Source organism: Sphingobium xenophagum NBRC 107872 (assembly GCF_000367345.1).
Classification (GTDB): domain Bacteria; phylum Pseudomonadota; class Alphaproteobacteria; order Sphingomonadales; family Sphingomonadaceae; genus Sphingobium; species Sphingobium xenophagum.
The window spans coordinates 1-20,946 of the sequence record NZ_BARE01000038.1 but is presented as its reverse complement, the minus strand read 5'-3'; the positions used below and the strand labels follow the sequence as shown (position 1 = coordinate 20,946).

22 protein-coding genes are annotated in these 20,946 nt (G+C 63.8%); 7 read left to right on the top strand and 15 right to left on the bottom strand.

Annotated elements, in window-relative coordinates; translation table 11 throughout:
- Positions 1 to 12 precede the first annotated feature (12 nt).
- From mtgA to SX1_RS16085, 4 genes are all read right to left on the bottom strand, one after another.
- Positions 13 to 708 (bottom strand): monofunctional biosynthetic peptidoglycan transglycosylase, encoded by a 696-nt coding sequence (mtgA, locus tag SX1_RS16100; protein WP_019053812.1) that lies wholly within the window; start codon positions 706 to 708, stop codon positions 13 to 15.
- A gap of 32 nt (positions 709 to 740) precedes the next feature.
- Positions 741 to 2,030 (bottom strand): MFS transporter, encoded by a 1,290-nt coding sequence (locus SX1_RS16095; protein WP_019053811.1) that lies wholly within the window; start codon positions 2,028 to 2,030, stop codon positions 741 to 743.
- A 150-nt stretch (positions 2,031 to 2,180) separates the two neighbouring features.
- Positions 2,181 to 3,095: an RNA polymerase sigma factor RpoH gene (gene rpoH, locus SX1_RS16090; RefSeq protein ID WP_017184217.1), complete on the bottom strand. Its 915-nt coding sequence runs from the start codon at positions 3,093 to 3,095 to the stop codon at positions 2,181 to 2,183.
- 77 nt (positions 3,096 to 3,172) lie between these two features.
- Entirely contained in the window at positions 3,173 to 4,129 is a 957-nt protein-coding gene (locus SX1_RS16085) for an RluA family pseudouridine synthase (RefSeq protein ID WP_019053810.1), read from the bottom strand.
- A 17-nt stretch (positions 4,130 to 4,146) separates the two neighbouring features.
- Between SX1_RS16085 and SX1_RS16080 the strand changes: the two genes are divergently transcribed.
- Positions 4,147 to 4,548: a Mov34/MPN/PAD-1 family protein gene (locus SX1_RS16080; RefSeq protein ID WP_017184215.1), complete on the top strand. Its 402-nt coding sequence runs from the start codon at positions 4,147 to 4,149 to the stop codon at positions 4,546 to 4,548.
- Positions 4,549 to 4,648: 100 nt separating this feature from the next.
- Complete coding sequence (locus SX1_RS16075) at positions 4,649 to 5,296, top strand: histidine phosphotransferase family protein (RefSeq protein ID WP_017184214.1); 648 nt, start codon at positions 4,649 to 4,651, stop codon at positions 5,294 to 5,296.
- Positions 5,297 to 5,421: 125 nt separating this feature from the next.
- Here SX1_RS16075 and SX1_RS16070 read toward each other — a convergent pair whose 3' ends face one another.
- The 10 genes from SX1_RS16070 to SX1_RS16025 all read right to left on the bottom strand — a co-directional run bounded on the left by SX1_RS16070 (position 5,422) and on the right by SX1_RS16025 (position 13,110).
- The gene (locus SX1_RS16070) at positions 5,422 to 6,366 is read right to left on the bottom strand and encodes a hemolysin family protein (RefSeq protein ID WP_019053809.1); all 945 of its coding nucleotides are present in this window, start codon (positions 6,364 to 6,366) and stop codon (positions 5,422 to 5,424) included.
- Between the two features lie 8 nt (positions 6,367 to 6,374).
- Positions 6,375 to 6,890, bottom strand: coding sequence for an rRNA maturation RNase YbeY (gene ybeY / locus SX1_RS16065; RefSeq protein WP_019053808.1), 516 nt, complete (start codon positions 6,888 to 6,890; stop codon positions 6,375 to 6,377).
- Between the two features lie 122 nt (positions 6,891 to 7,012).
- Positions 7,013 to 8,014, bottom strand: a complete 1,002-nt coding sequence (locus SX1_RS16060; protein ID WP_017184211.1) for a PhoH family protein — start codon at positions 8,012 to 8,014, stop codon at positions 7,013 to 7,015.
- A 101-nt stretch (positions 8,015 to 8,115) separates the two neighbouring features.
- A complete protein-coding gene (gene miaB, locus SX1_RS16055; RefSeq protein ID WP_026149825.1) occupies positions 8,116 to 9,465 on the bottom strand; it encodes a tRNA (N6-isopentenyl adenosine(37)-C2)-methylthiotransferase MiaB in 1,350 nt (449 codons plus the stop codon).
- A gap of 7 nt (positions 9,466 to 9,472) precedes the next feature.
- Complete coding sequence (locus tag SX1_RS22755) at positions 9,473 to 10,255, bottom strand: lysophospholipid acyltransferase family protein (protein WP_043145839.1); 783 nt, start codon at positions 10,253 to 10,255, stop codon at positions 9,473 to 9,475.
- A 4-nt stretch (positions 10,256 to 10,259) separates the two neighbouring features.
- Complete coding sequence (locus SX1_RS16045) at positions 10,260 to 10,682, bottom strand: Fur family transcriptional regulator (protein WP_017184208.1); 423 nt, start codon at positions 10,680 to 10,682, stop codon at positions 10,260 to 10,262.
- A 123-nt stretch (positions 10,683 to 10,805) separates the two neighbouring features.
- Positions 10,806 to 11,234: a Ros/MucR family transcriptional regulator gene (locus SX1_RS16040; RefSeq protein ID WP_017184207.1), complete on the bottom strand. Its 429-nt coding sequence runs from the start codon at positions 11,232 to 11,234 to the stop codon at positions 10,806 to 10,808.
- A 111-nt stretch (positions 11,235 to 11,345) separates the two neighbouring features.
- Entirely contained in the window at positions 11,346 to 11,825 is a 480-nt protein-coding gene (gene rimI / locus SX1_RS16035) for a ribosomal protein S18-alanine N-acetyltransferase (protein ID WP_017184206.1), read from the bottom strand.
- Positions 11,822 to 12,451, bottom strand: coding sequence for a tRNA (adenosine(37)-N6)-threonylcarbamoyltransferase complex dimerization subunit type 1 TsaB (gene tsaB, locus SX1_RS16030; RefSeq protein ID WP_017184205.1), 630 nt, complete (start codon positions 12,449 to 12,451; stop codon positions 11,822 to 11,824). The genes rimI and tsaB overlap by 4 nt, the downstream gene beginning before the upstream one ends.
- An 83-nt stretch (positions 12,452 to 12,534) precedes the next feature.
- A complete protein-coding gene (locus SX1_RS16025; RefSeq protein WP_019053805.1) occupies positions 12,535 to 13,110 on the bottom strand; it encodes a NifU family protein in 576 nt (191 codons plus the stop codon).
- A 97-nt stretch (positions 13,111 to 13,207) separates the two neighbouring features.
- On the opposite strand from SX1_RS16025, the gene SX1_RS16020 reads away from it, so the two are divergent.
- From SX1_RS16020 to SX1_RS16010, 3 genes are all read left to right on the top strand, one after another.
- Positions 13,208 to 13,678: a pyridoxamine 5'-phosphate oxidase family protein gene (locus SX1_RS16020; protein ID WP_017184203.1), complete on the top strand. Its 471-nt coding sequence runs from the start codon at positions 13,208 to 13,210 to the stop codon at positions 13,676 to 13,678.
- A gap of 342 nt (positions 13,679 to 14,020) precedes the next feature.
- Positions 14,021 to 15,403, top strand: a complete 1,383-nt coding sequence (locus SX1_RS16015) for a DEAD/DEAH box helicase (protein WP_017184201.1) — start codon at positions 14,021 to 14,023, stop codon at positions 15,401 to 15,403.
- 134 nt (positions 15,404 to 15,537) lie between these two features.
- On the top strand, positions 15,538 to 18,426 hold the full coding sequence (locus SX1_RS16010; RefSeq protein ID WP_019053804.1) for a M16 family metallopeptidase: 2,889 nt from the start codon (positions 15,538 to 15,540) through the stop codon (positions 18,424 to 18,426).
- Positions 18,427 to 18,461: 35 nt separating this feature from the next.
- Here SX1_RS16010 and SX1_RS16005 read toward each other — a convergent pair whose 3' ends face one another.
- A complete protein-coding gene (locus SX1_RS16005) occupies positions 18,462 to 19,007 on the bottom strand; it encodes a TetR/AcrR family transcriptional regulator (RefSeq protein ID WP_017184199.1) in 546 nt (181 codons plus the stop codon).
- Between the two features lie 172 nt (positions 19,008 to 19,179).
- On the opposite strand from SX1_RS16005, the gene SX1_RS16000 reads away from it, so the two are divergent.
- The gene (locus tag SX1_RS16000; RefSeq protein ID WP_026149824.1) at positions 19,180 to 20,328 is read left to right on the top strand and encodes an efflux RND transporter periplasmic adaptor subunit; all 1,149 of its coding nucleotides are present in this window, start codon (positions 19,180 to 19,182) and stop codon (positions 20,326 to 20,328) included.
- Positions 20,329 to 20,331: 3 nt separating this feature from the next.
- The coding region (locus SX1_RS22750) for an efflux RND transporter permease subunit (protein ID WP_043145833.1) at positions 20,332 to 20,946 on the top strand (615 nt) is incomplete at its 3' end.

The following is a 20,946-nucleotide window of genomic DNA, read 5'->3' as shown; positions in this document are numbered from 1 at the left end:
TCCCCGCCCTTTTCATTTGAGGCAAGCATCCAGCCCGTCGCGTTGTACTACGCCGATCCGTGCGGCGATGGTGTTGCCGTAGCGGCGGGTGAAGCCGCTGGGGGCGATGGCGGCGCGGCGTTTGGGGAGGGGGAGGACGGCGGCGAACCGCGCCGCTTCTGCCCGGCTCAACCGGTCCGCGCCATGGCGAAAATAGCGGATGGCGCCCGCCTGCACGCCATAGGTGCCGATGCCGGTTTCCGCGACGTTCAGATAGACTTCCATGATCCGCCGCTTGCCCCAGATCGCCTCGATCAACATGGTGAACCAGGCTTCGAACCCCTTGCGGACGAAGCCGCCGCCTTGCCAGAGGAACACATTTTTCGCGGTCTGCTGGCTGATCGTCGATCCGCCGCGTACCCGGCCGCCGCTTGCGTTATGGATTGCCGCCTTGGCGATGGCGTCGACGTCGAAGCCGTGATGGGCGCAGAATTTGCCGTCCTCCGCCGCGATCGCCGCGCGCGCCATGTCCGGGTCAATCTCGTCCAGGCTCACCCAGTCCTTGGTGATGCCATTGGGATCGAGCAGCATCGTCATCGTCACTGGCGGGGGTACGAAGCGGTAGAGCGTCACCATCAGCAGCGAGAGGATGACGAAGCCGATCAACAGTTTGAGCGGGATGCTGATCCAGCGGGAACGGCGGCGGGGATAGGGGGTTTTGGCGGTCATGCCGTCAGCGTAACGCGCCCCGGCCTTGTGTTTCAAGCGCCCTGCAAGATGGCGGGGCGACCGCGGTTGATCATCAGCACCAGCCCCGCGCCGATGAGGCATAACAGCCCTGCTGCAACGAAGGCAGGCATATAGCTGTGCCAGACCGTGCGCGACAGGCCGCCCGCCATCGCCGCGCTGGCGGCACCCAGTTGATGGCCGGCAAAGATCCAGCCAAAGACGATGTTGGCGCGTTCCGGCCCGAAGCGCTGGGCGGTCAGCTTGACCGTGGGCGGCACGGTCGCGACCCAGTCCAGACCGTAAAAGACGGCGAACAGCGACAGGCTGTAGAGCGAGAAGTCGCTGAACGGCAGATAGAGCAGGGACGCGCCGCGCAGGCCATAATACCAGAACAGCAGCCAGCGATTGTCGAATCGGTCCGACAGCCAGCCCGACGCCAGTGTGCCGCCGAAATCGAACAGCCCCATCATCGCCAGCATCGACGCCGCGCCGATCGCCGCCAGTCCATAATCGCCGCACAGGGCGATGAAATGGGTCTGGACCAGACCGTTGGTGCTGGCACCGCAAATATAGAAGGAGAGGAAGAGGAACCAGAAGGTCGGCACTTTGGCCGCGTCGCGCAGAACGGTGATCGGCGTCAGCAGCAACGCGCCAAAGCCGATCGTCTGGACCGGCGGCGGCTGGATAGCGCTGTCGCCATAGGGCGGGAGGCCGAGATCGGACGGGCGATCGCGCATCAGCAGCAGTACGACCAGCGCCGCCAGCAGGATCGCACCGCACACCAGCAGCACCGCAGAGCGCCAGCCCAAAGTGTCTGTCATTCCGGCGAGCAGCGGCAGGAAAGCCAGCTGGCCAGTGGCCGTGCTGGCGGACAGCAGCCCCATGACAAGCCCGCGCCGGTCCGAAAACCAGCGGGTGGCGACGGTTGCGCCCAGCACCATGGCGGTGAGGCCAGTGCCCAGCCCGATGACCACGCCCCATAGCAGCACCAATTGCCACAGCTGGCTCATGCCCAGCGACAGCAGCAGGCCGATCGTGACGATGCCGAGCGAAATCAGCATCATCCGGCGCGCGCCAAAGCGGTTCATGAAAGCAGCGGCAAAGGGGCCGATCAGGCCGAACAGCAGGAAGCGGATGGCGAGGGCAGCGGAAATGTCGGCGGCGGTCCAGCCAAATTCGCGTTGCAGCGGCACGATGAACACGCCGGGCGCGCCGACCGCGCCTGCGACCACGAGCATGGTGAGGAAGGTGGTGGCAAGGACGACCCAGCCATAATGGATTTTGCCGGTCGCCAGACGCCGGGCCAATGCAGTCGACATCAAGCTACATCCCCTTCGCGCGTCAGCCGGATCACCGCCATATGACCGACGTGCAAGGGGCCAACAAGACGCCAGTTGCGATCCGATGGAACGGAACAACAGAAAAAGGCTCCGAATCGCTTCGAAGCCTTTCCGGTTAGCCTGTATCTGGCGTCAGGCGGCGGCGAAGCGCGCCATGTGGCTGAGCTTGTCACCGGCAATACGCATCATCGCCTTTTGCAACTTTTCAAAGGCGCGTACCTCGATCTGGCGGACGCGTTCGCGCGATACGCCATAGACCTGGCTCAGTTCCTCCAGCGTCTTGGGCTCTTCAGCCAGACGCCGTTCGGCCAGGATGTGCTTTTCGCGATCGTTGAGGTCCGTCATCGCCTCGACCAGCATTTCGTGGCGCTGGGTGCGTTCCTGCTCCTCGGCCACGCGCTCGTCCTGCAACGGATCGGTATCCTGCAACCAATCCTGCCACTGGCCGTCGCCATCCTCCCGCATGGGGACGTTGAGCGACGTATCGCCGCCCATCGCCATCCGGCGGTTCATCGACACGACATCCTGTTCGGACACGCCCAGATCGGTCGCGATCTTGGTCACATCTTCCGGCTTCAGATCGCCATCCTCGAACGCTTCGATATTGTTCTTCATCCGGCGAAGGTTGAAAAACAGCTTCTTCTGCGATGCGGTGGTGCCCATTTTCACAAGCGACCAGCTGCGCAGGATGAATTCCTGGATCGAGGCGCGAATCCACCACATGGCGTAGGTCGCCAGGCGGAAGCCGCGGTCAGCCTCAAACTTCTTCACGCCCTGCATCAGGCCGATATTGCCTTCGGAGATCAGTTCGCTGACCGGCAGGCCATAGCCGCGATAGCCCATCGCGATCTTCGCCACGAGGCGCAGATGCGAGGTCACCAGCTGGGCCGCAGCCTCAGGATCCTGATGCTCCTCATACCGTTTGGCGAGCATATATTCCTGCTCAGGGGTCAGAAGCGGAAATTTGCGGATTTCCGACAGATAGCGGTTGAGGCTGGCTTCACCGCCCAGCGCCGGAACCGCGGGGACATTGCTCGTCTTGGCCATGTCGCTTCACCTTTCCCTTTCATGCGCGGTCGGACCCAGAAGAGGCGTCACAAAGACCGTCGCAAACTTGTTCATCTCTATACGTGGAGCAGGCTTAACAGTTCCTGCATATCGGCAGGGAGTGCACTTTGGAACATAAGCCGTTCGTCCGTCACCGGATGTATGAACCCCAGGCTTTTTGCGTGCAATGCCTGCCTTTTGAAACCCAGTGTTTCCAGTATTGATTTGAAACCTTTTCTTTCTCTACCGTAAACCGGATCACCGATCAAGGGATGTCCGATATGGTGCATATGGACGCGGACCTGATGGGTGCGGCCGGTTTCCAGCCGACATTCCACCATGGCCGCGTCGCGTAACCGTTCCACGGTGCGATAATGGGTGACGGCATGTTTGCCGCGCCCTTCGCGATGAACCGCCATCTTCTTTCGATCAGCGTCCGAACGACCGAGCCAGGCGTCGACCGTGCCGGTGGCGGGCTGGGGGTGGCCATAGACGATCGCGGCATAGAGTCGCTGGATGCTGTGATCCTTGAACTGGCGCGCCAGCCCGTCATGCGCCTTGTCCGACTTGGCGACGACCAGCAGGCCGGACGTGTCCTTGTCGATGCGGTGGACGATGCCGGGGCGGGCGACGCCGCCAATGCCCGACAACTGCCCCTGGCAATGATGCAGCAGCGCATTGACCAGCGTGCCGTCCAGATTGCCCGCGGCGGGATGGACGACCAGCCCGGCGGGCTTGTCCACCACGATCAGGTCCGCATCCTCATGCACGATGTTGAGCGGAATATCCTGCGCCACATTGTCCAGCGCTACGGGCGCGGGCAGGGTGATGGCGAAAGACTGGCCGGTCGCGACCTTGATGGTAGTGCCGATCTTGATCGGCTGGCCGGTCGAGCGGACATGGCCGTCGTTGATCAGCGCCTTCAACCGTTCGCGCGACAGGTCGGGCAGCAGGTCGGCCAGCGCCCGGTCGAGCCGCATCCCGTCCTGCGCCTGCGCGATTGTCGCTTCGATGATGGAAACCCCCGAACCCATTGGGTAGGGATGTAGGCATGGCGATTGCAATATCAAGGACGCTGCTGGATCAGATTCAGTCGATTGCGGCGGCGGACCGGGCGGAGGTTTGCGGCCTGTTGTTCGGCACGGCGGAGCGAATCGCGGCCATCGCGCCCGCCGCCAATGTCGCGCCGGACCCGGCGCGCCATTTCGAGCTGGACCCGGCGGCGCTGATCGCTGCGCACCGGGCGGCGCGGGCGGGCGGGCCGCCGATCATCGGTCATTATCATTCGCATCCGTCCGGCGTGGCGGTGCCATCGGCGACCGATACGGCCTGCGCCGCGCCCGATGGCAGCCTGTGGCTGATCGTCGCGGCGGGCGAGGCGCGGCTCTGGGTGGCGCAGGGGGATGGCGCGGGTGGCGTGTGCTTCGCCCCGACGACGTTGCAGGTCGTATGAGCGAAAGGGCGCGCGGCGGGGTTGCATCGCCCGGCGCAGCAGCGCATTAGCCAGTCAGGCCATCCTTAGTTTCCACAAAATCGGCGGTGCAGACCCTGACATGACCCACCCCATCGACAGCATCGAATTTGCCAGCCTTCTGTGTTCGCGCCTGTGCCACGACCTGTTGAGTCCGGTCGGCGCGCTGAATAACGGGCTGGAACTGATGGCGGACGAAACCGACCCGGACATGCGCCAGCGCTGCCTGGACCTGCTGGCCGACAGTGCCCGCACATCCGCCAACAAGCTCAAATTCTTCCGCCTGGCATTCGGTTCGGCCGGGGGCTTTGGCGACGCGGTGCCGCCGCATGAGGCGCGGGTCGCGATCGAGGGGATGTTCGCGGGGACGGGCCGGGTCAAGATCGGCTGGATGGTCGAGGAACAGATGCTGGGCAAGCTGCCGGTCAAGGTGCTGCTGAACCTGGCGCTGATCGTCGGCGACGCGCTGGTGCGGGGCGGGCAGCTGGATATTGGCGCGGAAAAGCGGCCCGGCGTGACCGAGATTGTCGTGCGGGGCGAAGGGCCAAAGGTCGTGCTGGACCCCGATCTGCGCGCGGCGCTGGCGGGGACGCTGCCCGCCGAAGGGCTGGCTTCGCGCACGGCGGCGGCATGGATGGTACGGCAGTTGGTGACCAATGCAGGCGGCGAGATCGCGCTGTCGCCCGCAGGCGAGCCTATGCTGCTGTTTGGCGCGTCCATTCCGGAGTAAGAGAGGGGGCGGGCCTGCTGAAGTTCGGTTCGCCCTGAGCGTATCGAACGGCTGTAGTGCCCCGAAGAAAAGGACGAGGCTTCGACAGGCTCAGCCCGAACGGATTTTGAGTTCTCGGATGCGCCTCAATCCTCATCGTCCATAAGCGCTTCCACCGGGGGGTGCAGGCGCAGGCGGCTTACGCGGCGGCCATCGCTGGCCAATATTTCCAGTTTCCAGCCGCTCTGTTCATGGTCGAGTATCTCGCCCGGTTCCGGCACCCGGCCAGCGATGATGAAAGCGAGGCCGCCCAGCGTATCGACATCCTCGTCAATGTCGCCCAGCTTCTCGTCAATCTCTTCGGCGACATCGTCCAGTTCGGCGCGCGCATCCGCCTCCCATAGCCCGCCGGGCAGCGGCACCAGCATCGCTTCGGGGGCGTCGTCATGCTCATCCTCGACATCGCCGACGATTTCCTCGACCAGATCCTCGAACGTCAGCAGCCCTTCGGTGCCCGAATATTCGTCCAGCACGATGGCGAGATGGGTCCGCTTGGCACGCATTTCGGCCAGCAGGTCGAGCGCACCCATGCTTTCGGGGACATAGAGCGGCTGGCGGATCAGCGGGGCCAACGTGTCGGGGACGGGGGATTTGCCCGCCAGGATCGCGAAAGCATCGCGGATGTGGACCATGCCGACGATGGTGTCGAGCGTGTCGCGATAGACCGGGATGCGGCTATGGCCCGCTTCGGCGAACAGCGCGGCAAGATCGGCGAAACTCGCCTTCTCCTCGATCGCGATGATGTCAGCGCGCGGAACGGCGACGTCATCGACGGTATGTTCGGAAAAATGAAGCAGGTTGCGGACCATCTGGCGCTCGATCGCCGACAGGTCGCCCTTGGCGGGCGCAGCCGCGCCTTCGTCCTGCTCCTCCTCGTCATATTCGTCGAGCGCTTCCTCCAGTTCCTGCCGCAGCGTCGTGGATTCGTTATCGCCGAACAGAAGCGACTTTATGCCGCTCCATAAACCGCCTTCATTACTACTGTCCGATTCCTTGGAACCGTTGCCGTCCTTTGGGCTGCCCTCAGCCATAGTTCGTCCTACACCCCTGATAGAATATTATCCCCGTAGGGATCCGAAAGCCCAAGACTGGCCAGCGCCGCGACTTCCAGCGCTTCCATGACTTCGGCTTCATTGTCGTCCATATGATCATATCCAAGCAAATGAAAAGTCCCGTGGATAATCAAATGCGCAGCATGATCGGCAATGGAGATGCCCCGGTCGGCTGCTTCGGCGGCGCAGACCCCCTCCGCCAGCACGATGTCGCCCAGCAATATTTCGCCATCGTCCGTATTGGCGGTGCCTTCCAGCAGGTCGGCCTGCACCATCGGGAAGGACAGGACGTTGGTCGGCTTGTCCTTGTCGCGATAGGCGCGGTTGAGTTCATGGACTTCTTCGTCGCTGGTCAGCTTGACCGCGACTTCGTAGGTCGCCGCATCTGTGGCGAAGGCGGCAAAGGGGCTGTGGGCGATGGCCGCAGACACGGCGCGCTGGGCGAGCATTTCCCAGTCCGTATCGGGCCAGCCAGTGTCATGGAGGACGGCGACGTCAATCATGGAACGAACTTTCCTCCGTTCGGGCTGAGCGAAGTCGAAGCCTTTGCCAGAGCGGAGCGAAGGCACCTCGCTCCTCTCGGTTGGGCACTTCGACTTCGCTCAGTGCGAACGGATTTTTTTGCTTACGCATCCGGCCCCTCATAAGCCTGTACGATCCGCCCGACGACCGGATGACGCACGACATCGCCGATGCCGAAGGGCACCATCGCGATGCCCTCCACTCCGTCCAGTCGCGCGACCGCATCGGCCAGGCCCGAAGCGCCCGGCAGCGGCAAATCGACCTGGCGGGGATCGCCGCAAATGACCATGCGGCTGCCTTCGCCAAAGCGGGTGAGGAACATCTTCATCTGGGCGATCGTGGTATTCTGCGCCTCGTCCAGCACGATGAAGGCGTTGGCCAGCGTTCGCCCGCGCATGAAGGCCAGCGGGGCGATCTCAATCTCTCCGCTGGCGATGCGCCGCTCGACCTGTTCGGCGGGCAGCGTGTCGTAGAGCGCGTCGTAGATCGGGCGGAGATAGGGATCGACCTTCTCCTTCATGTCGCCGGGCAGGAAGCCCAGCCGCTCGCCCGCCTCGACCGCGGGGCGCGAGAGGATCAGCTTGTCGACCGTGCCGGTGATGAGCTGGCTGACCGCCTGCGCCACCGCCAGATAGGTCTTGCCTGTACCTGCCGGCCCCAGGGCGAAGATGATGTCGTTCCGGTTCATCGCCTCCATATAGGTGACCTGCGTGGCGGATCGGGGGACGATGGTTTTCTTGCGCGTGCGGATCATCACCGTGGGCGGTTCGGCCACGTCATGGCGGATGATGCCGTCCAGCGTGGGTTCCGACGACATGGCGATCACGGCTTCCACCGCGCCCGTATCAATCTGTTGCCCGGCGACGATGCGGTTATAGAGGCCGGTCATGACGTCGCGCGCGCGGGCGGCGGCTTCCGCCTCGCCCTCGATCTGCAACTTGTTGCCGCGTGCAGCGATATAGACGCCCAGCCGATTTTCGATGGCGACCAGATTCTGGTCATATTGCCCGAACAGGGTGCCCAGCAGATGCGGCTTTTCGAACGTGACTTCGAGCCGCGCGCGTTCGGCGATGTCGGTGCGGGGTTGATGCGGTTTCTTGCCCATTCAAAAGCCTCCCTTGCCTGTCATGCATCTCGTTAGGATCGGCCAGAGCCGCAGATCGAAGAGATGGCGTCCCGCTGTTGCGGGAATGACGAGGCTTTGGTTCAAGCGGCTTTCCTCCTGCCAATTTCGCCGGCCAGACTATTGGGACCGGCGCTGATGATGTCGACCTCTATCATATCGCCGATCGCCTGGTCGGGGGCGGTGACGTGAACGGATTGCAGCCAAGGCGTCTTGCCAATCAATTGACCGGGATAGCGGCCCGCGCGTTCCAGCAATATGGTGGTGCGGCGTCCGACCGTAGCGGCGTTGAAGCCGACCTGATGGCGATTGATCGCCGCCTGTAGCCGCACGAGCCGATCGTCCATGACGTCGGCGGGTATTTGCCCGTCCATGTCGGCTGCTGGCGTGCCGGGGCGGGGGCTATATTTGAACGAATAGCATTGGGCATAGCCCACGGCGTCGACGATGCGCAGCGTGTCGGCAAATTCCTCCTCGGTCTCTCCGGGGAAGCCGACGATGAAGTCGCCGGACAGGGCAATGTCCGGGCGGGCCGCGCGGACGCGATCGATCAGGCGCAGATAGCCCTCGACGCTATGGCTGCGGTTCATGGCCTTGAGGATGCGGTCGTTGCCCGATTGCACCGGCAGATGGAGGAAGGGCATCAGCTTGTCGACGTCGCCATGGGCGGCGATCAGCCCATCGCTCATGTCGTTGGGATGGCTGGTCGTATAGCGGATACGCTTGAGCGCATCGATCTTCGCCAGTTCCCGGACCAGACCGTCCATGCCCTGTGCCCGGCCCTTGTCATCCTCGCCGGTCCAGGCGTTCACATTCTGGCCCAGCAGCGTGATTTCCTTCACCCCGCCATCCACCAGCGCCTTTGCCTCGTCGAGGATCGCGCCCCATGACCGGCTGATTTCCGCGCCGCGCGTATAGGGGACGACGCAATAGGTGCAGAATTTGTCGCAACCTTCCATGATCGTCAGAAAGGCGGTGGGCCGCGCCTGCTTGGTGCGGGCGGGCAGGGCGCCGAATTTCGATTCCGCCGGCATGTCGGTATCGACCGCCGCTTCGCCGCGACCCGCCTTTGCGATCAGATCGGGCAGGCGATGATAGGCCTGCGGGCCGACGACGATGTCCACCGTCCGGGCGCGGCGGCTGATTTCGCTACCCTCCGCCTGCGCGACGCAGCCGGCGACCGCGATCATCGGGCGGCTGCCATCCTCGCGCGTCATCCGGCCAATGTCGGAATAAACCTTGTCCACCGCCTTTTCGCGGATGTGGCAGGTGTTGAGGATCACCAGATCGGCGTCATTCCCGTCCGCAGCGGCGGTCATGCCCCGCTCGCCCAGCATCTCGGCCATGCGTTCGCCATCATAGACGTTCATCTGGCAGCCGAAGGATTTTACGTGGAAGGTGGCTGGAGTCTTGGGCGGTAGGGGACGATTCATGGCCCAGCTATACAGGCGGCAGGGGGGTAGCGGAAGGCCGATGCTGCGATGCGGCGCTATCGGGCGCATTTTGCGCGATGCTGGCCGCGATCGCGCCGCGTGCCGTTGCCGCTATGACCTTGCGATCGGCGCAATCGGCGGGATCGAACGGGGCCAGAAAGCGCAGCGTCACGTCCAGCCGCCCCTTGCGCCCCAAAACGCGCCATGCATTGGCGCCCGCCGGTTCGTCGCCATGCCAGGCGATGGCGGATGTCGCCGCGCCATAGTCGATATGCACCGGCTGGATCAGCACCGCGCGCGGCGGGGGGAGCAGCACGGCCAGAAGCGATGGCTTGAACGGCAGCAGCCCGCTGCCGTCGCTGGTCGTGCCTTCGGGAAATAGCGCGACCGGCTGATGCCCCAGCATGGCGGCGCGCAGCGCGTCGATCTGGCCCGACAGCGCGCCGCGCCGCTCACGGGCGACGAACAATGTGTTGTTCTGCGCAGCGAGCCAGCCGACGACCGGCCAGCGGGCAATGCCGTCATGCGCGACAAAGGCCGCGCCGGTGGCGCCGCCCATGGCCAATATGTCGATCCAGCTGACATGGTTGGCCAGCAGGAACATGTCGCCGCCATGCGGCTGTCCCGCGATCCGCACCCGCACGCCGACGGCGCGCGCGGCCACGCCCAAGAAGCGGCGCGGCCAGGGCGACGGGCGACGAAGGACGCGCCAGAGCAGGTGGGGAGGCAGGCACAGCAGCAGGCTGGCAATCAGCGCGGCTATGCGCGACCAGCGACGAAGCGGCAGCAGCGCGTCAGTTCTTTCGGTCGAGGGCGACGCCGTACAATTCCATGCGATGATCGACCAGCCGGAAGCCCAGCTTTTCCGCGATCTGCTTCTGCAACTGTTCCAGTTCGGGGTCGACAAATTCGATCACATTGCCGGTTTCGACATCGATCAGATGGTCGTGATGCGATTCGGGCGCAGCTTCGTAACGGGCGCGGCCATCGCCGAAATCATGGCGTTCCAGAATGCCGGCCTCTTCGAACAGGCGCACCGTGCGATAGACGGTGGCGATCGAGATGCCTGGGTCGATCGCGGCGGATCGCTTGTGCAATTCCTCGACATCGGGATGGTCGGTCGCATCGCTCAGCACCTGGGCGATCACCCGGCGCTGTTCGGTGATGCGCAGCCCCTTTTCGTGACACAGGGCTTCGACGTCGATCTTGCGGTTCATGGAGTCTCGCTGGCTTTAGAGGTGCGGACAGTCAGACGAAGCCTAGCGGCTTTTCCTGTCGCGTAAAGGGGCACATGGCTGCATGTGCCCCTTTACACAAGACCGTTCCGTCAGCCGGGCGGATTACTTTGCGGCGCTGCCGCTACGGCGGCGCTTGGTGCCCAGGCCGATTTTCTTGGCCAGCGAGCGGCGCTGTTCGGCATAGTTGGGGGCGACCATCGGATAGTCGGCGGGCAGGCCCCATTTGGCGCGATAGTCTTCGGGCGTCATCTGATAATGGGTCATCAGGTGGCGCTTGAGCATCTTGAGCTTCTTGCCATCTTCCAGACAGATGATGAAGTCCGGCTTGATCGACGAACGGACCGAAACCGCAGGTTCGGGCTTGACGTCCGGCACGGCAGTCGGTTCGCTCAGGCCCGACAAGGCAGCGTGGACATTCTGGATCAGAGCAGCAACGTCAGATACAGACACGCTGTTATTGGAGACATGCGCGGCGACAATGTCCGATGTCAAAGTAATGAGCAGTTCGCTCTGTGCGGATTCTATTTCCATTGTCCTGTATCCTGTAAGGCTATTGTTGCGCGACCCGTCCTACGAGATTCATTTCAGGAACGGTACGTGTTCGCTAAACCTTGCCGGATAATTTCGCAAGAGCATTTGGCATCAAGCAAGCATGTCGATGCGAAAACTTAGAGCATCATAAAGTTGTCCATCATTGCCGCGATAGTAACCGGGGCGGCGATGCACGTATTCAAAGCCTGTTTTCTCATAGAGATGCACGGCGTTGTTGCTGGCGCGCACTTCCAGGTTCATTGATGTAATGCCTCTGCGACGTGCCGTGCGCAAACTGTCGCGCAGCAACGCTTCGCCAATGCCCCGTCCACGCCAGGCGGGATCGACCGCCAGCAGCAGCAATTCGCATTCGTCGAGCACGGATCGCACCAGCGCAAAGCCCAGCGCCGCCGCGTCCACGCGCGCGATCGTCAGCCAGGTGCCGGGCATCATCATGACGCCGGCCAGTTGCGGCAATGTCCATGCCTCACCAAAAACCGGATCGAAGGCGGCTTCCATCACAGTCATCGCATCGGCCATCGCATTGCGTTCGCTCTGGTCGTAGGTATCGAGGACAAGACCCGGCATCATGACGCGGCGCGCTCCGCCATGGTCTGCGCGTCTGCGCCCCGGCCATAAATGGGCGTTGCGGGCAGGGCGGGCTGGGCGGCGATCAGGCCATAGTCCGCTGCGTCGGGATAGAGATTGACCGCGGCGCCATGACCGCGCGCGGTCACCAATGCTTCCGCCCCGGTGCCGTAGAGCGTGTCAATGTCGAGCTGCGTCGCCAGGGCGGCGATGGGGGTCGAGGCGACCGGGCTAGTCGCGTTCAGCCCGTCGGCGGTGAAGCATTGCCAGAATAGTTCGCCATGGCCGCCGGTGATGGTGACCGCGATCGGCCCGTCGCCAGCATGGAGTTGCGCCGCTTGCGCCGCGATCAGCGAGGGCGCGCTATATCCGCGTAGCGGCAATTGCCAGGCCAGCGCGAGCGCGCGGGCAGCGGCGATGCCGATGCGAACCCCGGTAAAGCTGCCGGGGCCGACATTGACGGCGATGGCATCGGCGCGACCACCGCCGGGCAGGGCGGCAATGGCGGGCAACAGGGCTTCGGCATGGCCGCGCCCGACAATTTCATGGAAGCGCGCAACGGGCGCCCCATCTTCCAGCAGCGCGACGGACAAAGCCTGTGTCGCGGTGTCGATCACCAGCAGGCGCAAACCTTACCCCCCTCAACCTTCCTTCTTGCGGTTAGTCGATCTGTCGCGATTTGCCAAATGGTGGAAAGGGAAGGTTGACCCGATCAGACCGCGCGGACTTCCGTCACTTCGGGGACATAATGTTTGAGCAGTTGCTCGATCCCGTTTTTCAGCGTTGCGCTGGACGAGGGGCAGCCAGCGCATGCGCCCTGCATCTTGAGGAATACGGTGCCCTTGTCGAAGCCGCGATAGACGATGTCGCCGCCATCATTGGCGACGGCGGGGCGGACGCGCGTGTCGATAAGATCGCGGATCTGCGCGACGATTTCAGCATCTTCCGGGTCGTCGCCAAAGGCGTCGTCATCCAGCGGCACGGCTATGCCCGCGGCCGATCCCGGCGCGAACAGCGGCATGTTGGCGGAAAAATGGTCGAGCAGGATCGACAGTATGTCCGGCTTCACGTCCCGCCATTCCGATCCCGGCGCGATCGTCACCGACACGAAATTGCCGCCGAAAAAGACGCCGGTCACATCGCCCAGCCCGAACAGCGCGTTGGCGAGCGGCGATGCCTCCGCCTCTTCAGGGGTTGCGAAATCGCGCGTTCCATCGCCCATGACCGCCTGGCCGGGGAGGAATTTGATGGTTGCCGGATTGGGCGTCAGTTCGGTCTCTATCAGCATGGCCGCTATGTGGCGATTTGCAGGCGCAAGATCAAGCGCTGCGGGAACTTCGCTGGCACCCGTCGATTGTTGGGAATGACCCAGCAGGAGAGATAGAATGACGACGCCAAAGGATATTCGCGAACATTTCTGGAGCGATATGAGCAAAAGCCCCTTCGTCATGGTGGGGTTGAGCAATAGTCAGGACCATAGCCTGCCGATGACGGCCCAGCTTGATCCCGATGCCGATCATTGCTTCTGGTTCTATACGTCGCGCGACAATCGCCTGGCCCCCGGTGGCCCTGCCATGGCCCAGTTCGCGGCGAAAGATCATGGCCTGTTCGCCTGCATCAACGGCACGCTGGTCGAGGAGACCGACCCGGCGGTGATCGACCGCTACTGGTCCAAGCAGGTTGAGGCCTGGTATGAGGGCGGTCGCAACGATCCCAACCTGCTGATGCTGCGCTTCGACCTTGGCACGGCCGAAATCTGGCTGGCCGACCTGTCGCTGACGGGCGTGTTCAAGATGATGTTCGGCGGTGATGTGTCCAAGGAGATGAAGTCCAAGCATGCCGAGGTCGCGCTGTAAGGCGGTTGAGCGGCATATACTGAACCCTATGGGCGTGCGAAGGCACGTTCCCAAGGACAGGCGGCTGCGCTTCATCGCGCGGCCGCTTGCTATTTGCCTGCATCTTCGCCATATGCGTTGCAGCGCAGCAGAGGGGCCATGATGGTTCCATAGCGATTGGCAGCGTGATCGTCCGCAACCTGGGTGGCTGGAACAGCCGCAATAGGATCACGGACCGGCCAATGAGAGTCTGCGCCAAGCTTGAGGCTTCCCTTTTCACGCGGGTCGTTTCGTAACCCGCCTCGCGCCCTTCCTGCGTCCGCAGAGCAAGTTGGCGTAAAGGCCCACTTGTGAGTTTTCCAAATGCAATTCAACGATTTTGGTCTGGCCGAGCCGATCACCAAGGCGCTTGCCTCCAAAAATTATGTGACGCCCACGCCCATCCAGCAAAAGGCGATTCCCGTGCTGCTGGACGGCAAGGATCTGTGCGGCATCGCCCAGACCGGCACCGGCAAGACCGCGGCCTTCGCGCTGCCCAGCCTCGATTATTTTGCCCGCAACCCCAAGCCGACGCCGATCAAGGGCTGCCGGATGCTGGTGCTGGCCCCGACCCGCGAACTGGCCGCGCAGATCGCGCAGAGCTTCCGCGATTATGGCCGCTTTTTGAGACTGTCGGTCGAAACCGTGTTCGGCGGCGTGCCCATCGGCAAGCAGATCCGGGCGCTGGCCGGGGGCGTCGACATCGTCGTCGCGACGCCGGGCCGTCTGCTCGACCTGATCGACCAGCGCGCGCTGACCATCAAGGACACGGAAATCTTCGTGCTCGACGAAGCGGACCAGATGATGGACATGGGCTTCATCCAGCCATTGAAGCGCATTGCCAAGATGCTGCCCGCCGATCGGCAGAACCTGTTCTTCTCGGCCACGATGCCCAAGGAAATCGAGGCGCTGGCCGCCCAGTTCCTCAACAATCCGGTCAAGGTCAGCGTTGCGCCGCAATCGACCACCGCAGAGCGCGTCCAACAGCGCGCCACCTTCGTCAATCAGGCTGAGAAGCAGGCGCTGCTCCATTTGATCCTGAAGAGCGAGGACATTGACCGCGCGCTGATCTTCACCCGCACCAAGCATGGCGCCGACCGTGTCGTGCGTTTCCTGGAAGGCGCAGGGATCGAGGCGTTCGCCATCCATGGCAACAAGAGCCAGGGCCAGCGCACCACCGCGCTCCAGGCGTTCCGCCAGGGTAAGGTGAAGCTGCTGGTGGCGACCGACATCGCCGCGCGCGGCATCGACGTGTCGGGCGTGTCCCACGTCATCAACTTTGAAATCCCCAATGTGCCCGAACAATATGTCCACCGCATCGGCCGCACCGCGCGCGCCGGGGCCGAAGGCGTTGCGATCAGCTTCGTGGCGGACGATGAGCGGCCTTATCTCAAGGCGATCGAACGGGCGACGCGAGTGAAGCTGGCGATCGAACCGCTGCCGGAGAATTTCATGGAAGCGGTGCGGAACCTGCCCAAGCCTGCCGCCCCCAAGAAGGGACCGAGCCAGACGCCGCAGCAGCAGGCGCGTCGCGCCGAGGGGCAGCGCAAATATCAGGATGGCCAGCGCCAGCAGCGCGGCACCCCTGACCGGGCGCATCGCACCGATGCCGAGGGTGGCGAGAAGCGGCCCTTCCGCCGTCGCCGCAGCGGCGGTGGCGTCGGCGCGCACAAGGGCGCGGTCCAGCGCACCGGCGCGCCGCGCTGATGCAATCTTCCGTTCGTTTCGAGCGTGGTCGGAAAACATATTCCGACACGCTCGAAGCGAACGATGTTTTGCGGCGTCCCATGACCATCTTTGTCAGTAGCCATTCAGGAAAATCCCGTTAGGCTCCCTGGCCTATGAGATTTTTCCCCCGGCGCGCCGCCGCTTCGCTGACTGTCCTTGCCCTGCTGCTGTCGGGCGCGCCTGCGCCGCTGGCGGCCCGGACGGAATCCGCCCCTGCCGCCACGTCAGGCGCGCTCGCGCCGAAGGTGCGGCCGTGGCTTTACGAAAATAGCGATGTGCCGATCGATGCCGCATGGCGGTTCGGCACTTTGTCCAACGGCCTGCGCTATGCGATCCGTCGCAACGGCGTGCCGCCGGGGCAGGTGTCCGTGCGTTTGCGGATCGACGCGGGATCGCTGATGGAGCGGCCCGACGAGCAGGGCTATGCCCATTTCATGGAGCATCTGACCTTTCGTGGGTCACGCCATGTCCCCGATGGCGAATCCAAGCGTATCTGGCAGCGGCTGGGCGTGACATTCGGCAGCGACAGCAATGCGCAGACGACGCCGACCGGCACCAGCTATGCGCTCGACCTGCCGCAGGCGACGCCGCAGAGCCTGGCCGAAAGCCTGAAGATTCTGGCGGGGATGATGGCTGATCCCAATATTGTCGACAGCGCGGTCGATGCCGAGCGCGCGGTGGTGCTGGCCGAACGGCGCGAGAGCGACGGGCCGCAGACGCGGATTTCCGACGTCAGCCGCGAGCATTTCTTCGCCGGGCAACCGATGGCCGATCGTGCGCCGATCGGCACGGTGGCGACGCTCAACGCCGCGACGGCGGCGAAGATGACGGCGTTTCACGAGCGCTGGTATCGCCCGGAAAACGCCGTGATCGCGTTAGCGGGGGATATTGATCCGGCGCTGGCCGAACAGCTGATCAAGGACCAGTTTGGCGGCTGGTCCGTGCCCGGCAAGGGCGCGCCCATGCCCGACTTCGGCGCGCCCGATCCCAAATTCCCCGCCACCCGCGTTGCGGTGGAGCCGGGCGTGCCGCTGGGCCTGACGCTTGCCTGGCTGCGCCCGTGGAAGCCGCGCGCCGACACTATCCTCTACAATCAGGACAAGCTGACCGACATGCTGGCGTTGCAGATCATCAGCCGCCGGCTGGAGCAGGCGGCGCGCAGCGGCGGCAGCTTCCTGCAATCGAGTGTCGAGCAGCAGGATGTCAGCCGATCGGTCGACGGTACGTTCATGACCATCATCCCGGTGGGCGAGAATTGGCAAAAGGCGCTGGCCGATGTGCGCGGCATCGTGGAGGATGCCAAGACCACGCCGCCCAGCCAGACCGAAATCGACCGCGAATATGCGCAGATGGATACGGCGCTGGCGATCCAGGTCGAAAATGCCGATACGGAGGCGGGCGCAAAGCAGGCGAGCGACCTGATCAGTGCGGTCGATATTCGCGAAACGACGGTCAGCCCCGACGCGGCGCTCAGCATCTTCCGCTCTGGCAAGGCGAACATGACCCCTGCCAAGATCGTCGAATCGACCAACCGGCTCTTTTCGGCGGGCGTGTTCCGCGCCCTGCTGGTGACGGGCACGGCGCAGCCGGGTCTGGACGCGAAGCTGGCGGCAGCCGTCGCCGCGCCGGTCAAGGCGGCGACCAATGCGCGGCTGGCCGACAAGATCGTGACGATGGCGGACCTGCCCAAGCTGGGTGCGCCGGCCACGGTCGTTTCCCGCACGCCCATTGGCCTGGCCGGGATGGAAAGCATCACCTTTTCCAACGGGGTGAAGCTGACCCTGTTCGCCAATGATGCCGAGACGGAAAAGGTGCGGATCAACGTCCGCTTCGGTCATGGCCAGCAGGCCTTCTCCCCGGTCAAGCCGGTGGCGAGCTGGGCAGGGGATTATGCGCTGGTGGCCAGTGGCATCGGCACGCTGGGCCAGCGCGAGCTGGACGACCTGACCAATGGTCGCCGCATGGGCATGGATTTTTCGATCGACGAAGATGCATTCGAATTGCAGGCGGTGACGCGCCCGGCCGACTATAAGGACCAGTTGCGCCTGTTTGCGACCAAGCTGGGTGCGCCCGGATGGGACCCTGCGCCGATCGCACGGGTAAAGGCTGGCGCGACCGTTGCCTATGACGCCATGACCCGGTCGCCCGACGCCGTGCTGGGGCGTGATCTGGGCTGGTTGCTGCATGACAAGGATGTGCGGTTTCGCACCCCGTCGCTGGCCGAAATCAACGCGCTGACGCCGCAGGCCTTCCGCGCGACATGGGAACCGATTCTGGCGTCCGGACCGATAGAGGTGCAGATTTTCGGGCAGGTTAAGCCGGACGAAGCCATAGCGGCGGTGGCGCAGACGCTGGGCGCATTGCCGCCGCGCGCCGATACGCCCGTGCCTGCGGCCAACCTGGCGATGCGCTTTCCTGCCCATGTCGAAACCCCGATCGTGCTGCGGCACAAGGGCGACAAGGAACAGGCCGCCGCCGTCATGGCATGGCCGACATCGGGCGGCTTCACCCTGCAAAAGGAAGCGCGCCAGCTGGAGATACTGACGCAGATCTTCAACGACCGGCTGTTTGATCGGCTGCGATCGACCGAGGGCGCGGCCTATTCGCCCAGCGTCCAGAATAGCTGGCCATTTTCCTATGAGAGTGGCGGCTATATATTGGTGACGAGCCAGGTGCGGCCCGACCGGATCGCCTATTTCTACGATGTGGTGAAATCGACCGCGGCCGATCTGGCCAAAACGCCGGTCAGCGAGGATGAATTGCAGCGCGCGGTCGCACCGATGCGGCAGATGCTGATGCGGGCAGGGACGGGCAATGCCTTCTGGATGAACCAGATGGAAGGCGCGACCCATGACGCGCGCTATGTGGCGGCGATGCAGACGATGGCGCAGGATATGCTGACTGTCACGCCAGCCCAGTTGCAGGCGCTGGCCGCCCGCTATCTGGTTCCGGCCAAAAGCTGGTCGGCGATTGTCCTGCCCGAAGGGGTCGAGGCGAAATAGCCGGGGGCGCTGCTGGTCCGGCGCCCCGCTTTTGTCTAGCAGATGGCGCGTAGCGCCGCGACGATCATCAGTGCGGAGAGGCGGGCGGTGTCGGTTGCGCTGAGGCTGGGGCGCGAAAGGCTGCGATGGCCAAGGCCGAACAGGCAGGCGAGGACAATTTCTTCCGCGCCATCCAGCGCTTCGCCTGACAGATCGGGATTGGCCGCGCAGGCAAAGTCGCGAATATAGCCGCGAAACCGCACGCACATCGCCGCGATCATATCCCCGACCGGCCGGTTGCGGAAACTTTCGGCCAGAATGTCGAAGGACAGCGCTTCGTCCTTTTCATCGACGACATGCAGCAGCAACTCCTCGAACGTCTGTTCGACCGTCAGTTCGCCAGCGTCGAGCCGCGAGCGCAGCGCATCCATATGCATGCAGCGTTCGTCATAATCCGCCTGTACGATGGCGGCGATGATGTCTTCCTTGCCCTTGAACAGGCGATATATCTGCCCGACCGAAACCTGGGCTGCTACGGCCAGTTCGGCCATGGAGGATTGATGGAAGCCATGGCTGTCGAACAGCGTTCGGGCGGCTTCCAAGATCCGCTCCTTACCCGACCTTTCCGGTACGGTCTGTTTTTGCTGCGTTGCAACCAATTTGCCCTCCTAGACATTTTCTCTCTTGAATTCACATTGGCATGATCCTACCTGCGGCGCAAGCGGAATGAACGTTCATTCCGATCAGTATCCTATCAAAACGGAAATATGCGCGATGCAAAAGGGGAAGTTCATCGGTCTGCTGGCGTGCGCGTCGGCGCTGACTCTGAGTGCGTGCGGGGACAGTCCGCCGCCTGCGCCGCCGCCACCCGCCGTAGGCGTCGTAACGCTCGAAACCGGCACCGCGCCGCTGATCAACGAGCTGCCGGGACGGATCGTAGCGGTGGAAACCGCCGAAGTTCGGCCACAAATCAGTGGCGTTATCCGTCGCCGTCTGTTTGCCGAGGGCGGCATGGTGCGGGCCGGGCAATTGCTTTACGAAATCGAGGACGCCCCCTATCGCGCGGCTGTCGCGCAGGCGCAGGGTGCGCTGGCGCGGGCCAATGCGGCGATCCGCGCCACCAGCCTGCAGGCGCAGCGCTACAAGGATCTGGTCGGCATCAACGCCGTCAGCCGTCAGGAATATGACAATGCCGACGCCGCCGCCCAGCAGGCGCGTGCCGATGTTGCAGCGCAGCGTGGTGCGCTGCAATCGGCACAGGTGAACCAGAATTTCACGCGCATTCGCGCCCCCATTTCCGGTCGTATCGGCCGTTCGCTGTTCACGCCGGGCGCACTGGTGCAGGCCGGGCAGGCGGACCCGCTGGCGACGATCCAGCGCACCGACACTGTCTATGTCGATGTCACCCAGTCCGCCGCGGAGATCATCGACCTGAAGCAGGCGATGAAGAAGGGCGGCGTCAGCAGCGTGGACGGCGCGCGCATCCAGTTGCTGCTGCCCAATGGCAGCACCTATCCGATCGAGGGCAGGCTGCAATTTTCCGAAGTGTCGGTCGATCCGACGTCGGGCGCGGTGACGCTGCGCGCGACCTTCGCCAATCCCGACGGGCTGTTGCTGCCCGGCATGTATGTGCGCGCCAGGGTGGTGGAAGGCCAGCGCCGTCAGGTCATCCTGGCGCCGCAGCAGGGCATCAGCCGCGACGCCCGCGGCCGCGCGACGGCGCTGGTCGTTGGCAAGGACAATAAGGCGGAATTGCGTCAGGTGACGGTCGACCGCCCGGTGGGCGACAAGTGGATCGTTACCGGCGGGCTGAAACCGGGCGACCGTTTGATCGTCGAAGGATTGCTCAATCTGCGCCCCGGCACGGTCGTCAAGCCCGGCGCGCCGCAGCAGGTTACCGCGTCCAACGGCGGGGCGCAGTAAATCATGGCCCGCTATTTTATCGACCGGCCCATCTTTGCATGGGTCATCGCCATCGTCATCATGCTGGCGGGTCTGCTCGCCATCAGGGCGCTGCCCGTCGCGCAATTTCCTGAAATCGCGCCGCCCACGGTCAGCATCGCGACCAGCTATCCGGGTGCCAATGCCCAGACGTTGGAAAGCACGACGACCCAGATCATCGAGCAGCAGCTCAAGGGCATCGACAATCTGCGCTATTTTTCGTCCACCAGCGACAGCGCGGGTAACCTGAACATCACGCTGACGTTCGAGCAGGGCACCGATGCGGACATCGCGCAGGTGCAGGTGCAGAACAAGCTGGCGCAGGCCACGCCGCTCCTGCCGCAGGAAGTGCAGCAGCAGGGGCTGCGCGTCACCAAATCGACCGCCAGCTTCCTGATGGTGATGGCGGTCTATTCCGATGACGGCATCCATGATCAGCAGGATGCGGGCGACTTTATCGCGTCATCGCTGCAAGATCCGATCAGCCGCGTCACCGGCGTTGGCGACACCCAGTTGCTGGGTGCGCAATATGCCATGCGGGTGTGGCTGGACCCTTACAAGATGGCCAATCTGGGCGTCACGACGGGCGACGTGAAGGCT